The 14,009-nt window shown below is 70.3% G+C and carries 18 protein-coding genes and 1 pseudogene; 2 read left to right on the top strand and 17 right to left on the bottom strand.

Features of this window, described 5'->3' with window-relative positions:
- Positions 1–15: 15 nt before the first annotated feature.
- From Q9Q95_RS13820 to Q9Q95_RS13760, 13 genes and pseudogenes are all read right to left on the bottom strand, one after another.
- Complete coding sequence (locus tag Q9Q95_RS13820) at positions 16–519, bottom strand: DUF2793 domain-containing protein (protein ID WP_306097720.1); 504 nt, start codon at positions 517–519, stop codon at positions 16–18.
- Positions 519–2,681, bottom strand: a complete 2,163-nt coding sequence (locus tag Q9Q95_RS13815) for a phage tail protein (RefSeq protein ID WP_306097719.1) — start codon at positions 2,679–2,681, stop codon at positions 519–521. Before Q9Q95_RS13815 ends, Q9Q95_RS13820 begins: the two co-directional genes overlap by 1 nt.
- 1 nt (position 2,682) lies before the next feature.
- Positions 2,683–3,066, bottom strand: coding sequence for an NlpC/P60 family protein (locus tag Q9Q95_RS13810; protein WP_306097718.1), 384 nt, complete (start codon positions 3,064–3,066; stop codon positions 2,683–2,685).
- Positions 3,063–3,869 carry a DUF2163 domain-containing protein gene (locus tag Q9Q95_RS13805; protein ID WP_306097717.1) on the bottom strand — a complete coding sequence of 269 codons (807 nt, stop codon included), beginning with the start codon at positions 3,867–3,869 and terminating at the stop codon, positions 3,063–3,065. Before Q9Q95_RS13805 ends, Q9Q95_RS13810 begins: the two co-directional genes overlap by 4 nt.
- Positions 3,866–6,118 (bottom strand): DUF2460 domain-containing protein, encoded by a 2,253-nt coding sequence (locus tag Q9Q95_RS13800; RefSeq protein ID WP_306097716.1) that lies wholly within the window; start codon positions 6,116–6,118, stop codon positions 3,866–3,868. The genes Q9Q95_RS13805 and Q9Q95_RS13800 overlap by 4 nt, the downstream gene beginning before the upstream one ends.
- A gap of 60 nt (positions 6,119–6,178) precedes the next feature.
- A complete protein-coding gene (locus Q9Q95_RS13795; RefSeq protein ID WP_306097715.1) occupies positions 6,179–6,745 on the bottom strand; it encodes a tail tape measure protein in 567 nt (188 codons plus the stop codon).
- A complete protein-coding gene (locus Q9Q95_RS13790; RefSeq protein WP_306097714.1) occupies positions 6,738–6,920 on the bottom strand; it encodes a phage tail assembly chaperone in 183 nt (60 codons plus the stop codon). Before Q9Q95_RS13790 ends, Q9Q95_RS13795 begins: the two co-directional genes overlap by 8 nt.
- 155 nt (positions 6,921–7,075) lie before the next feature.
- The gene (locus Q9Q95_RS13785; RefSeq protein ID WP_306097880.1) at positions 7,076–7,438 is read right to left on the bottom strand and encodes a gene transfer agent family protein; all 363 of its coding nucleotides are present in this window, start codon (positions 7,436–7,438) and stop codon (positions 7,076–7,078) included.
- 5 nt (positions 7,439–7,443) lie between these two features.
- Positions 7,444–7,851: a phage major tail protein, TP901-1 family gene (locus Q9Q95_RS13780; RefSeq protein ID WP_306097713.1), complete on the bottom strand. Its 408-nt coding sequence runs from the start codon at positions 7,849–7,851 to the stop codon at positions 7,444–7,446.
- A 10-nt stretch (positions 7,852–7,861) separates the two neighbouring features.
- Positions 7,862–8,260, bottom strand: coding sequence for a DUF3168 domain-containing protein (locus tag Q9Q95_RS13775; RefSeq protein WP_306097712.1), 399 nt, complete (start codon positions 8,258–8,260; stop codon positions 7,862–7,864).
- Positions 8,257–8,463, bottom strand: a complete 207-nt coding sequence (locus Q9Q95_RS13770) for a hypothetical protein (protein WP_306097711.1) — start codon at positions 8,461–8,463, stop codon at positions 8,257–8,259. Before Q9Q95_RS13770 ends, Q9Q95_RS13775 begins: the two co-directional genes overlap by 4 nt.
- Positions 8,460–9,014 (bottom strand): hypothetical protein, encoded by a 555-nt coding sequence (locus Q9Q95_RS13765; RefSeq protein ID WP_306097710.1) that lies wholly within the window; start codon positions 9,012–9,014, stop codon positions 8,460–8,462. The genes Q9Q95_RS13770 and Q9Q95_RS13765 overlap by 4 nt, the downstream gene beginning before the upstream one ends.
- Before the next feature lie 157 nt (positions 9,015–9,171).
- Positions 9,172–10,227: pseudogene (locus Q9Q95_RS13760) on the bottom strand (phage major capsid protein).
- Positions 10,228–10,323: 96 nt separating this feature from the next.
- Between Q9Q95_RS13760 and lgt the strand changes: the two are divergent.
- Entirely contained in the window at positions 10,324–11,169 is an 846-nt protein-coding gene (gene lgt / locus Q9Q95_RS13755) for a prolipoprotein diacylglyceryl transferase (protein ID WP_306097709.1), read from the top strand.
- Here the strand turns inward: lgt and Q9Q95_RS13750 are convergent.
- Positions 11,105–11,482: an HK97 family phage prohead protease gene (locus tag Q9Q95_RS13750; RefSeq protein ID WP_306097708.1), complete on the bottom strand. Its 378-nt coding sequence runs from the start codon at positions 11,480–11,482 to the stop codon at positions 11,105–11,107. The two genes, lgt and Q9Q95_RS13750, sit on opposite strands and share 65 nt — an antisense overlap.
- Positions 11,479–11,787, bottom strand: coding sequence for a DUF6127 family protein (locus Q9Q95_RS13745; RefSeq protein WP_306097707.1), 309 nt, complete (start codon positions 11,785–11,787; stop codon positions 11,479–11,481). Before Q9Q95_RS13745 ends, Q9Q95_RS13750 begins: the two co-directional genes overlap by 4 nt.
- An 81-nt stretch (positions 11,788–11,868) precedes the next feature.
- Between Q9Q95_RS13745 and Q9Q95_RS13740 the strand changes: the two genes are divergently transcribed.
- Entirely contained in the window at positions 11,869–12,042 is a 174-nt protein-coding gene (locus Q9Q95_RS13740; protein ID WP_306097706.1) for a hypothetical protein, read from the top strand.
- On the opposite strand, the gene Q9Q95_RS13735 is transcribed toward Q9Q95_RS13740, so the two are convergent.
- Entirely contained in the window at positions 12,023–13,132 is a 1,110-nt protein-coding gene (locus Q9Q95_RS13735) for a phage portal protein (RefSeq protein WP_306097879.1), read from the bottom strand. The genes Q9Q95_RS13740 and Q9Q95_RS13735 overlap by 20 nt on opposite strands.
- A gap of 150 nt (positions 13,133–13,282) precedes the next feature.
- Entirely contained in the window at positions 13,283–13,951 is a 669-nt protein-coding gene (locus Q9Q95_RS13730) for a spermidine synthase (protein WP_306097705.1), read from the bottom strand.
- Positions 13,952–14,009: the final 58 nt, after the last annotated feature.

The following is a 14,009-nucleotide window of genomic DNA, read 5'->3' as shown; positions in this document are numbered from 1 at the left end:
ATGAACGTCACAGGTTCAACCTCCCTCGATCAAACCATGTGCGCGCAATGCTTCCAGCACCGAAACGATCGCGGCCCGCGCCTCGGCATCAACCGTCGACCCTCCCATGGGTTCCGCGACTGCACCGCGCCTTGCGCCAACCACTTGCTCTCCCTCGACAAAAACTTTCCCGTGGAGCTCGCTCAGGCGCCAGACGCCGTCCGAGAAGCGTGCCATCCCCTGCCCGGATCCGAGCCATAGCGCCATGCCTTCGCGCGGCTCGACGAAAATCCAGCCCGAGCTGGTCCAGCCCGCGAGCGCATGCGAATGTCCTGCCCAGGCGCCCTCGGGGGCGCCGCCGACGAGCCAGCATGCCCCTTGCTCGGGACTCGCGGGGGGCGCGTCGACGCCCGCCGCGACGATCGCACCGTGCAGAGCCAGGTCGAGTCGCGCCAGGGCCTCGTTGTGAGTCATCTCTTTCTGGGCCTGGCCCGGCTGGAGCAGCGGCAATGCGAAACGGTGCGTCACGGTATCGATCATCAACCTTCTCCCGGGAGTGGCAGCGCGAGCACCGCAGGCAGCGACAGCCCATGCGCTCCGATCTGGCGGACAGCGATGGCGACGACCGCCAGTCGCTCTTCGACATTCAGCACGACGTGCGGCACGTCGGCTGCGATCATGCGGTCACCGCCATCTGCGAGCGTCAAGGTCAGCTGATAGCGTTCGCCTTCTTCGCCGAGAGGGGCGTCTACGCCGTCGATCCAGTCCCAGCCATTGCGGCTGCGGCGTATCCAGCGGATCTCGGTCGTCCCGTCGAGCAGGGCGCGAGCACGGAGGTGAACCGGCGCCGGCGGCACCAGCGAGACGCCGCGCACCTGCGCCTGCGCCTGCGCCGCTTCCGCATCGCTCACGCCCTGGGCGAGCACCTGCGCGCGCGTCGGCTGGGTCGGCAGATCGATCGCGACCAGCGACTCGGCTTCGACCAGTACGAAGCGATCGCCGGCTGTCTGGCTGCCGATCGCCGCTTCGGTCCCGCGGCGGCCGCGCCACAATCGGCTCAATGCCCATAACCGCCCGCCGAGCGGGACTGCGTGCGCGAACTGGAGCAATTCGTCACCGACCATCGCGAGGTTCGATCCCTCCGCCAGCCCCGAATCGTCGGCGTCGTGCAGCAGCATGGCCCCGTTTGCCAGTTCGACGACGATCACGTGGATGCGGTCGGCGAGATGCGCGGGCGCCACGCCCGGCGGCGTCACCAGCCGTCCCAGCACCGCGGGCATTGCAGTCGTCCCGGCGGGCGTCCAGCTCGCGCCTTCGTCGGTGCTCAGGAGGAGCGCCGCGCTTCGCCAGCCGGGTCCCGTCCCGCCCGCGGCGATCGCGAGCCGTGGCGTGGCGGCGAGGCTCCCCAGCGGGGGCAATTCGAATGCGTGCACCACGGTCTCGCCCATTGCGAGATCGGGTGCGGACAGCACCCGCCCGCCGCTCGCGGCTCCCGGCAATGCCCCCGAGGCGACTGCGACGCACTCGAGCAGCACGACCATGTCTTCCAGCCGCCACCGGTCGACTCGCCAGAGCCCCGGGGCACCCGCGATCGTCACCCGCTCGCCGGGTCGGATCGCCAGCGCCCCCAAGGGTAGCGCCAGCGTTCGCCGCTCGCGCTCCATGTCGAGCCGGGTCAGCGCAGCCTCGGCGATCGCCTTCGCGGCCGACGCGTCGATCGCCGCGGCAAGTTCGATCCGCGCCTCGCGCATGCCCGCGCCCGGACGCACTGCCCGCTGAATTCCTGCCTGATAATCGCGCGCCGGCTCGTAGTGCGCGAGCGTCAGCGTCCGCGGGGCAGTCTCGGCCGCCGCGATATCGCGCTGCCCTCGAATATCCCGTTCCGCACCCGCTCCGACATCGGTCAACGCAATCGCCGTGCCGGGGCCGTCCAGCAGCGTCAGCGCATCCGCTTCGGCGCGGAACCAGCCGCCAGTGGCACCGGCCAGCGTCTCCATGGCGGCACGCACGCTCGCACCCGCAGCGGCGAAGCCGGCAAGCGCAAGCGTATTTTCGGGACTGGCCACGGCGCCCTCGCCCAGCTCGGCGAGGATCGCGCCGGCCGCGATCGGTGCGGGATCGGCGATCACTTCGAAGCTCAGCGACGGAATGCGATTGCCGAAATCGGCGAGCTCGAGATCCTCGAACACCACATAAGCGATCCCGCGATGCGCCGGCGTCAGCGCCGCCCCCTCGACCGACGCGATCAGCGGGTCGGGCGCCTGATCCTCGCTGCCGGCGTGGATCCGGAACCCGGTGCGGGCCTTGAAGTCGCCGGCCGCCCCGCGCAGCAGCTTGCCGTCGGCCCAGATCCGCCCGACGCCGTGGATCGGTCGCGCCGAGAGCGCCACCGCGAACGACGCCGTATAGCTGAAACTGGTCGTGCTCGGCCGCCCCTTGCCGCCGCCCTGCTTGCTGCGATGCTCGATCAGGTCGGTCGCCCAGATCACCGATCCCGCCACGCGCATCGTCCCGAAGATTCTCGGGATCTGGGTACCGTAGGAAGATGTCTGTACCCGCAGCTCGGTCAGCCTCGGGCCTTCGCGCCCCTTGGGCCTGAACAGCACTTCGCGGTCGATGACGTTGCCGGCCAATGCGCCGATCGCGCCACCCACCGGTCCGCCGACCAGGCTGCCGGCGACCGTCAATACCATCGTCGCCATGTCAGTCTCCTGCTGTGCGCCAGCGGCCGATCACCGGCCAGACCAGCTCGCGCCGCTCGACCACGCGCCGCAGCATCGCGTCGGCGTGGATCATCCCGGTCCCGGTCTGGATCGCGAAATGCAGCTGCCCCGGCCCGGCGCGCAGCAGCACGAGGTCGCCGGCACGGACATCGGCGGCCGGCACCAGCCCCGCCGCCTCGATCACCCGCACGACATGCGCCACGTCGTCATAGCGCAACGCATATCCGCGCGGCACCGCTACGTTCAGCGCCAACGCCACCAGCCCGACGCAATCGAGTCCCGTCGCAGGATCGCGCCCGTGCAGGCGAAACCGTGCCCCGATCGCCCCCCGCGCCGCCTCGACGACGCGCGCGCCGGCATTCATGCGCCCGGATAGCGCGTCAGCAGGTCGATCCCCGGCAACCACGGCTCGCCGCGGAAATTGGCGGCATTGCCGAACCGCGCCGAACAGGTCGCGAGACGCTTGTCGCAACCCTGCTCGATCTCGACCAGCGCGCCGACGGCGGCGAACCGCGGCGGCCGCCGCAGCGTCACCATCGCGCCCTCGGAGCGGGCAATCGCATCCTCCAGCCCCGAATTCGCGCCTCTGAACCAGCGCAGCCGCCCACCCCCATAGGCGTTCGCAACCGGCTCCTCCGCATCCAGGGTCAGCACTGCCTCCTCCGCGCCGGTCACCCGCGCGAACCGCCGCCGTCCCGCCATCGCGACGCGGCAGCGTCGGTCGCCGAACGCGGCACGGCATTCGGGCGACGTCTCCTCGACCACCGGCCGCTCGAGCTCCGCCGAAACCCCGCGCAGTTCGGCGGTCAGCATGCCTCCGCGCGTCTCGATCGCACCGATCGTCCCTTCGCCCAGCGGCACCCGCGCCCCGGGATCGCGCCAATCGACCGCGAACAGCATGACCCGCGCTCCGTCCCAGCGTCCGGCGAGCAGATCGGCCTCCCCGATCGCGCTGCTGGTCAGCGCGCCGGACACGTCCATGCTGTCGGCATCGAGGCGCGCGCTGCGGTTGATCGCGCTCGGCGTCATCCCCGGCGCGGCGCGATAGACCAGTCCGTCGATCGCCAGATCGCGATCATGCGCGGTGATGCCGATCGTCACGCCGTCGCGCCGGTCGATCCGCCAGCACAAAGCCAATGTAGTGAGGTCGCCGTCGAGCCAGCTCATTCGCGCACCTCGACCAGCGGCACCGAAGCCGCCGCCCCCGCCAGCCAGGTCGTCCGGTTCACGCTCAGCCGATCCTCGGCGAACCGCACCGGCACGTCGAAATCGAAGCGCGCGGTCACCGCCGCTCCCGCGTCCGGCGGCGCGTCGAGCGTCACCACCCCGCCCGGCCCGAGCGTAAATCCCGTGGTCTCCAGCCCGTCCACCGCCACCCGCACGCTGCCATTCACCGGCCGGGTGATCCGCCGCACCACCTCGCCATAGCGCTTGACCAACTGGAAGCGCGCCTCGGTCCCGTCGCCCACCCCGAGCACTTCGTCCTCGCCCGAGGCGTCGAACGGATCGCGCAGCCGGAATCCCCGCGCCGGCCCCATCCGCGCCCGGAAAAAGCCGATCAGCGCGGCGATGTCCGCCTCGGATCGCACCCCGGGGCCGACATCGTAGCGCAACCGCGCCTCGGCCCATTCGGCATTGCGGCTCTCGCGCCCGCCCGCGCTGGTCACGATCGCCGTCGAGACCTCGGGCGCCACTTCGGCCTCGCGCCCCAGCGCGAGCGGGAACAGCACGTCGTCGAACGCGTCCATCTCGTCCTCCTGCTCGAAATGCACGAAGCCGTCGCGCAACACTTGGGGCAGCGCCCAGACGAAGGTCGCCGCCACGCCCCGCGCGCGTCCCCGCGCCGCTGCCGCGGCGATCGGCGCCCATTGCGCTTTGTCCTCGGGCTTGAGCACGAACCCCGCGAGATAATGCTGATCCGCGGGGTCATAGCCGAGCCGCGCCTCGGCAAGCGCCACGCCCTTGGCGCTCGCCGCCGCGTTGCCCGCCGCTGCCCAGTCATAATCTTCGAGCTGGAGTATATCGAACGCCGGCGCCGCCCAGCCGATCGGCAGGTTGGCGCGCTGAAGCTCGGGCATTGCGCGATCGAGCACCGTCGGCAGATAGGCGAGCAGCAACACCTGGGCCCCCGGCGCCCAACGCACCACGTCGCGCAGCGCCAGTGTCGAGGCGGCGAGCAACGCGCCGGCGGCATCGAGTACCGCAGCGTCGACCGCGCCCCGGACATTCTGCTCCGCCGGATCGTCGAGCTCGGCCTTCGCGGCGGCGTCGTGGATGCACAGCCGCCCGTCGGGCATCACCCACCACCATGGCTCGCCGATCTGGAACTTGACCGCGAGTCCTGCGGTCTGCGCGATCCCGACGAACGCCAGCGCCACCACCCGCAGATAATACATTGCCCCCGCATGCGCCGGCGACAGCAAGGCCGAAGGTGGGCTCCACCCGGTCAGGCCGGGCGAACCGTCGGCCGCGCGTTGCTTCCAGTCGTTCCAGCAATGCTGATCGAGCAGCTCGTAGGAGAGCGACCAGATCACGTCATAGTCGAGCGCTTTCGCACGCGCCGCGAAATCCGCATGCCATGCCGCGCACGCCACGTTGAGCGTGCCCCCGGTCAGGCTGGCATAATAGCCGCCCGAATTGGGCTCGAGCCGGAAATAATGGCTCATCCCGACATAATGCAGGATGTTCCCGCGATAGCCGAGATGGAGCGCGTTGCGGAGCACGCGCGCCGGAGTCAGATGATAGCAATCGTCATAGCCGTTGGCGATCTGCAGGCAATGTTCGGGCACCACCACGTCGCCGGTCGTCAGCACCGATCCGGGTCCCTCACAGGCGATCTGGCTCAGCTCGACCCATGCCTCGGCCGGCACCGCCAGCGCTGCGTCCTCGCCCGAATAACCCTTGGCGACCAGCGACACGAACATCCGGTCGACATCGCCCGCGAACACCGGATCGGCCTCGCCGGGCAGCAGATAGCCGCCCTGCACGGTGGCGAAGTCGATCGAGACGATCGCGTCCTCGGCCGTGCCGCTGGCATAGTTCCACAGCCGCACATACCAGGCGCGCGGGATCCCCGCCGCGTCGCGCCCCTCGATCGTGAGCACCGGCCCGCTGACCTGATCGAGCGCGAGCACCCCCGACGAGCGCCAGCGAAACCGCAGTCGGCATCCGCGGAAGTCGCGATCGGTGTCGTAGCGCAACAGCGGGTGGTCGTGCCGGTCCTCGGCCTCCCAGATCAGCCCCGCGAGATCGTCCTGGCGATAGAACACCGCGTCCACACGCAGCGCATCGGACGCGATGGTCACGACGCTCGCCATCATCGGCCGCGGAAAATTGACCGTCCAGAACACGGGATCGAACCGCGAGATCACGCCCACCGCCTGCCCGCGCCGTCCGGAAGCCAGCCAATGCGCCATGATTCCCTCTCCCTGTTCGGCGGAACTCCCCTCCCTGCAAGGGATGGGGGGCTTTTGCGGCTATTCCATCCCCGCCAGAGCCGCTTTCACCGCGCGCGCCACTTGCCGGCTCGACTGCGCGAGCGCCCGCGGCGCCTCGCCCCCACCGGCGTTGATCGTGATCGCCACCCGCACCTCGCGCGACACGCCCGCGACGGGTGCCGCCACCGCGCCTGCGCTCGCCGGCACGAACAATTCGGGTCCGCGCTCACCGACCCAATAAGGCCGGCCGGGGCTCACCGGGCCGCCGGTCGCACGCCCCGGCGCCCCGCCGAGCAGCCCGACGAGCGCGCCCAGCAATCCCCCGCCGCCCGAACCGCCACCGCCGCCCAATGCCGCCAGTCCCTGGCGCAGCGCCGCCGCGGCGATCTCGTCCATCGCGGCCAGTGCGATCCTGCGCAGGTCCTCGAAGCCGAATTTGCCGGTGCGCACCGCGCGCAACAGCGCATTTTCGATCGCGCGTCCGGCACGCTCGGCGCCGGCCTCGAGCGGGCCCTCGATCTGCCCGCGCATCTCGGCGACGTCGCGCGCAAAGCCGCGGGTGTCGGCGCGCACGCCGATGATCAAGCGTTCGATCTCTTCATCCATCGGGAAATAGCTCCTTGAGCCGCGCGATCTCGCCCGCGCCGGGCGGCGGCACCGCGTCCCCCGCCAACGCCCGCACCAGCGCCGCCAGTTCGGCCGGAGTCGCGTTCCAGAAAATTTCGGGCGTCCAGCCGAACAAGACCCCCGCCATTCCGGCGAGCCGGACCGCGGCCTCCATAAATTCCTCCCCGGAACGGGGAGGGGGAGCAGCCGCAGGCTGGTGGAGGGGGCCCGCCATCCGCGAGCGCGAAGCCGGGCGGAAAGCGGGGTCCCCTCCACCATCGCCTTCGGCGACGGTCCCCCTCCCCGCTCCGGGGAGGAATTGCCCGCCCATCACCGCCCCGCCAATATCTGCCCGAGCAGGACCTTCAGCACCGGCGTGTTCGCCGCCAGCCCACACCCGGTCACCGCCTCGGCAAAACCGTCGCGGGTCAGCGCCTCGGGCCGTTCGCGCAGGCAATGCCAGAACAGCCCGACCATCTCGCTTAGCCCCAGCCGCCCTTCGGCGGCGCGCTCGACCAGGGCGAACAACGGCCCCAGCTCGCTCTCGGCCGCCACCAGCGCCGCAAAGCTCGGCCGCAGCACCAGCATCTCCCCGCCGACGCGCAACGCCGCCTCGCCCCGCGCCGGGTTAGAACTCCCCTCCCTTCCAGGGAGGGGTTGGGGGTGGGTCGGTGTCGCACCGAGACCATCCATCCCGCTCATGCCGAAACCACCGCGCCCGAGCTCTCGAGGCTCAGCGTGTAGCTGCGCTCGCCGTTGAAATCCCCGGCATAATCGAGCCGCGTCACCAGGAAGCGCCCGATCAGGCTCTCGCCACTCTCGAAGCTCAGCCGGTAATCGTCGATCACCCCGGCCAGCGCGTTGGCCTTCACCCGGTTCTCCGCCGCCGATCCGGTGAACACGCCGGCGCCCGACACGCTCACCGATCGCACCCCGGCGCCCGACAGCAATTCGCGCCAGCCGCCCGAGTCTTTCGAAGTGATCACCACCGCCTCGCCATTGACGCTCAGCTGCGTGGTCCTGAGCCCCGCCACCGTGATGAAGCTCACCGGCGATCCGCCATTGCCCACCTTGAGCAGGAACGCGCTACCCTTCTCCGCCGCCATCTTCTCTCTCCTAATTCGCCTGCAGCATCCGCACCCGGAACTCGATCACCGCCGCGCACAGCCCGGGGCCTTCCTCGAATATCCGGCTGCGCAAAAAGGCGAGGCTGGCGATCCGCCACCCCTCGCCCAGCTCGCGCGGCAATCCCGCGATCGCCGCGCCGATCTGGTCGGCGAGCGCGCGCAGCCGCTTGCGGTCCTCGCCGGCGAACAGCCCGACCGTCAGCCGGCCCTCGCGACCGATCATGTCCTTGGTGCTCCAGTCCACGAGCAACGCATCCTCGACCACGGCATAGGGCCGCACCGCGCGCCGCGGCACGCTGTCGAACACGCCGTTGAGGGCGATCCCCAGCCCGGGATGCGTGCCGAGCGCCGCTTCCACTGCCTCGGTCAGCACAGCATGCGCGCTCATCGGAGCCACCCTCCCGGCCAGCGGAGCACGGCGTCGCGCAGCCATCGCCGCCGCAATTCGCGCCCCGAAATCACCACCCGCCCGGCCTCGGCTTCCACCGAAAGTCCGGGCAATGCCGCGCGCGCGGCGTCGCGCAATCGCAACGCCGCCTGCGTCGCGGCATGTTCGCCGGCCTCTTCGGCGCGCGCCTGCAGGCCTTTCATGCCGATCGCCTTGCGGCCTCGAGCCGCACCCGCCGCCACGGCCGCCACAAGGCCGCCACCGCGGCCGGCGGCGCGCCGCCGCTCGCGCGCGCCTCGAACAGATGCGTCGCGAGCAACACCATGCCCTGCGCCAGCGGCGCCGGCAGCGCGGCCCAGTCCGCGGCGAGCCCGGCCGAATAGCCGATGCGGATGCGTCCGGCGGCGATCGCGGGGCTGCCGCGCACCCACCCGTCGCCCACCGCATCGATATCGATCGCATAGGCGTCGACCGGCAGCGCGAAGGCATTGCCCGACATGCCGAGTCCCTCGACGCTGTCGATCGTCGTCACCGGCGCGGCGGGAAGCCGTTGCCATGCGCCGTGCGCGGGCAGCACCGTCTGCCACGCGCGGACGATCAGCGCCCGGCCGGTGAACGCCTCGCACAGAGCGAGCGCCGTCGCGGCATGGGTTTCGAGCGACGCATCCTCGGCCGCGCCCGCGATCCGCAAATAAAGCCTGGCAGCATCGCGCGCAGCCGCGATCGCCGCCGCCGGAAAGGGCGGAGCAAGCATCGAAATCTCCTCGTCTGGGATCCTCCCTCGCGCAGCGGGGGAGAGGGATCACGAAGGGGTGGAGGGGCATTTCCACGCGCGAACGCTTGCGACCACGCCCCTTCCGTCACGCCTGGCGTGCCACCTCCCCCGCTTCGCGAGGGAGGATCGGCCAGGCTCAGGAAACCGCGAACTTGAGCAGCTTGATCGCCTCCGAATTGCTCACCATGCCCCCCACCCGCTTGGTCGCATAGAAATGCACGAACGGCTTGTTGCTGTACGGATCGCGCAGCACCTGCGTCTCGCCCCGCTCGGCGATCAGATAGCCCGCCTTGAAGTTGCCGAAGGCGATCGCCAGCGCATTGGCGGCGATGTCGGGCATGTCCTCGGCCTCGACCACCGGATAGCCGAGCAGGGTCGCCGGCTGCCCCGCGGCGAGGCTCGGCACCCACAGGAACGCCCCGTCGCTGGTCTTGAACTTGCGGATCCGCGCCAGCGTCGCGCTGTTCATCACCCAGCTCGCGCCCTGCCGGTACGGCGCGCGCAGGCTCTGGACCAGGTCGATCAGTTTCTCCTCGGGATTGGCCGCGAACGCTCCCGCCGCGCCGGTCGCCACGGTTTGCAGCGTCCCGAACGCGCGCGTCGCATCCCCGGTCGAGGCGGTCGGCGTGGCGAGGAAGCCCCTGGGCTTGTTGGTGCCGTTGCCGCTGACGAACGCCGCCCCCTCGGCCGCGGCGAACTCGCGCGCGACTTCGGCGGCCAGCCATTCCTCGACGTCGAACGCGGCGTCGTCGAGCATCGCCTGGCTCGCCGCCGGATTGGCATAGAGGTCGCCCATCGGCGGCGCGACTTCGTTGAACACCGGCGTGTCGGTTTCGGGCCGGGCCGCGGTCTCGGCCGCCTAGCCGCTCTCGAATCCGCCGCTGGTCACCAATTTGCGATACCCGCTCGATCCAACCTTCACGACATTGGCGATCGCGCGGATCGGCGAGACCGCCTTGAGCGTCGCGTCGATCCGGCCGTCGATCTCCTCGGGCACCGCATAGCCGCCCGCGGCGTCGCTGGCGCCCGACAGCGCCTTCATCTCGAACCCGCCGCCGGTGCGCAGGAAACCCTCGAACGCGGCGCTGCCCAGAGGCCGCCCGCCCGCCAGCATCGGCCGCACCGGCGGCAGCCCCGCCCTTTCCACTGCCTCGAAGCTCGCCTCGAGCGCGTCCGTCGTCACTTCGTCCATGCTTGTTCTCCCACAGAAAGGATCTCCCCGAGCACCGCTCCGGGAATGGTCGAAAACCCCTCGGCATTTTCACAAAGGCGATGCTATCGACGCGCGATGCCCGCCCATCCGATCCACTTCGCCGATCTCGGCCTCTCGCCGGTCGCGCTCGACCTTGGCGGCCCGTTCGTGCTGCGCTGGTACGCGCTCAGCTATCTCGCGATGCTGGCGCTCGGCTGGTGGTATCTCCGCCGCCTCGTCGCCCGGCCCGGCGCGCCGATGACTCCCGCGCAGGTCGACGATGCGCTGACCTGGGTCGGGCTCGGCGTGATCCTCGGCGGGCGGCTGGGCTATTGCCTGTTCTACCAGCCTGGCATCTGGCTCCGCCCCTGGAAGGTGCTCGAGCTCTGGCACGGCGGCATGTCGTTCCATGGCGGGCTGATCGGCGTACTCGTCGCCTTGTGGTGGTTCGCCCGCCGCAACCGCCTCGATCTCGTCCGCATCTATGATTATGTCGCCTGCGCCGCACCGTTCGGCATGATCCTCGTCCGTCTCGCCAATTTCGTGAACGGCGAGCTCTGGGGCCGCCCGTCGAGCCTCCCCTGGGCGATGATCTTCCCGGGCAGCCATGACGGCGTCCCGCGCCACCCCAGCCAGCTCTACGAGGCCGCACTCGAAGGCGGACTGATGATGCTCGTCCTGGTGTGGATGTTCTGGCGCACCGATGCGCGCAACCGCCCCGGCCGCCTCGCCGGCACCGCGCTGCTCCTCTACGGCACGGCCCGTTTCTTCCTCGAATTCACGCGCCAGCCCGATGCCGGGCTCGAACATCTCGCCTGGGGCCTGACCATGGGCCAGACCTTGTGCGTCCCGATGATCGCCGCAGGCGTCTGGCTGCTCATGCGTTCGGCGTCACTGCATGTACCCGCGCCAGCGGCTGCATCGGGCTCGCCACGAGGCTGATCTCGAGCAATTCGAGCCCCTTGATCTCGCGCCGTGTCGCGCCGCGCGCCTCGGTCACCCGATAGCCGAACGACAATCCGGTCACTGCGCCCTTCGCCACCGCCGCGGCGAGTTCGGGCGTCTCGACCCGCCCGATCACCCGCAGCCCGCGCCGATCCTCGGCCAAAGCCTCGATCATGCCGACCGCCGTCCCGCCATGCTGCCACAGCAGGGGCACCGGCCCCGCCGACCGGAAAGCCCCGCGCCGCACCACGTCGCCGCCGCGATCGGGCACGTCGAACACTGCGGCATAGCCGGCGAAGCGCACGCTCATTTGAGCCACCCCGGGAACCCGAGTTTCACGGCCAGCCCGACCAGCACGAGCGCGGCGAGCATCCGCCCCGCCCATGAGAAGGCCGCCTTGAACGCCGAGCGCTTGGCATCGCGCCATGCCCCCAGCAGCTCGCGCAACTCGGCCATGTCCTTCGCCGCGCCGACATCCTCGAGCCCCAGCCGCGCCAGCGCCCGCTGCGCGCTCAGCTCGCCCGATTCCTCGGCGATCGCGCGCAGCGTCGCCACGTCGGCACCATCCTCCTTCGCCTGCTCGATCAGTTGCGCGAGCACCGTTTCGTTACGCATCACACTCTCCTGAAAACCCCGCCCGAACCCCCGTCCGAACTTCGATTTGCCCGCCCGCGCGGCAGCGCCTAGTCAGCGTACATGCGCCCCCGGCTCTTTCCGCTGCTCGTTCTGCTCGTCGTCATGCTCGGCGCATTGCTCGTCTGGGCATGGTCGACCGACGCCGTGCTCAAGGCCAAATGCAGCAATGCCCGCGGCACCTGGAATGCCGGGGAACGCAGCTGCATGCTCGCCGTCACGCCAGCCCGACCATAGCTCGTTTCTCGTCGTCGCTCAGAAAGCTCGCCGCGCTCGCCTGCAGCCATAGCCGCTCGCGATCTTCCGCCAGCGCCGGCACCCGATCGAGATCGATCGACAGCGCCGCCTCGGGAAACCAGCCCCGCAGCGCTTGCGAAAGCCCCGCAAGGATGGTGTCCGCAATCGGCAGGATCGCCAGCCGCCACAGCGCCCGATTGGCCTCGCGGTAATTGGCGTAGGCGGTGTCGCCCGGCAGTCCCATCAGCATCGGCGGCACCCCGAAGGCGAGCGCGATCTCGCGCGCCGCCGCCGCCTTCAGCCCGACGAAATCCATATCGGCCGGCGTCATGCTCATCGCCTGCCATTTGAGCCCGCCTTCGAGCAGCATCGGCCGCCCCGCATTGGCGGCGCCGGCAAACCCCGCCTCGAGCTCGCCTTTGACCCGCGCGAACTGGTCGGGGCTCAGCACCCCGCCGTCGCCGACGTCATAGACCAAAGCTCCCGAGGGCCGCGCCGCATTGTCGAGCAGCGCCTTGTTCCAGCGCGTCGCGGCATTGTGGATCGCCACCGCCCCCGCCGCGGCGCCGAGGCAGCCGAGCCCATAATGATCGTCGACCGGGTTGAACGTCCGGATATGCGCAACCGCCGGCCGCCCCGCCGCGTCTTCGGCCGCCAGCCGGCTGACATTCGCGCCGACCCGATAGCGATACGCCACCGGCCAGCCGCCGGCATCGGCCTCGACCGTCATCCGCTCGGGCCGGAGCGCGAACAATTCGCGCACCGCGCCATGGCTGTCGGTCAGGATCTGCACCCAGGCATTGCCGTGGAGCAGCAATTGCGCCGCCAGCGTCTCGATCAGCACCTGTCCGCTCGATCGCGCGATCGCCAGCGCCGCCAATGCGGGGTCGCTCGCCTTGAGCGGCGCCGATCCGACACTCTCGCTGATCAGTTTGACGGCGCGCTGCGCCACCGGATTGTGGCAATAGCCTTCGCGCACCTGCGCCTCGTAGCTGCGCGGCCAGTCGCCGAAGCCGGCGATGCCGCCGCCGCCCGCCAGCGCCGGCCGCGCGCCCTCGCGCCCGGCCGACTTACGTCCGAACCATTTCATGCCTGTCTCCTGAAACATCTCCCTCTCCCATCGGGAGAGGGAAGGGGCCCACCGCCGAAGGCGGAGGGAAGGGTGAGGGCGAGAGGACCACCCTCACCCTTCCGCCGACTGGGTCGGCTCCCTCCTCTCCCAAAGGGAGAGGGACTCAATCTACCGCCGCGTCGCGAACCAGATCACGTGGCGCGGCCCCTTGCCGTTGCTGCGCGCCTTGACGCCGACTTCCTCGACACTGAAATCGGCCTCGCGCAGCCGCCGCGCGAACGCCGCATCGGGCGCCGCCGACCACACCGCCAATATCCCGCCGGTGCGCAACGCCGCGCGCGCCGCGGCCAGCCCGCGATCCGAATAGAGCCCGTCATTGCCCGGCCGAGTCAGCCCGTCCGGACCATTGTCGACATCGAGCAGGATCGCATCATAGCCGCCGCGCCCGTGCCGGATCATCGCTCCGACATCGTCGAGCACCACCTCCACGCGCCGGTCGTCGAGGCACCCCGCCGCCAGCTCGGACATCGGTCCGCGCGCCCAGTCGATGATCTTCGGCACCAATTCGCTCACCGTCACCCGCGCATCCGCATCGAGCCGCTTCAACGCCGCGCGCAAGGTGAACCCCATGCCGTATCCGCCGATCAGCAGATGCGGCGCCGGCACGCGCAGTCGATCGATCGTCATTTCGGCGAGCGCTTCTTCCGATCCGCTCATCCGGCTGTTCATCAATTCGTTGCGATCGAGCACGATCATGAAGTCGGCACCCCGCCGGAACAGCCGCAGCGGCTCGCCGCCGGGCACTTCAGCCGTATCGATCAGTTCGCGCGGTACCATCGGCCGCCTATCCGCTTTGCCGCGCGCCGGCACAAGCTCGATCGGCCCTTGGGAGCGA

The sequence above is a fragment of the Sphingomonas sp. DG1-23 genome (assembly GCF_030730875.1).
In the GTDB taxonomy this organism is placed as follows: domain Bacteria; phylum Pseudomonadota; class Alphaproteobacteria; order Sphingomonadales; family Sphingomonadaceae; genus Sphingomonas.
Note: the sequence above shows the minus strand (reverse complement) of the source record. Positions and strands in the feature narration are given on the sequence as shown.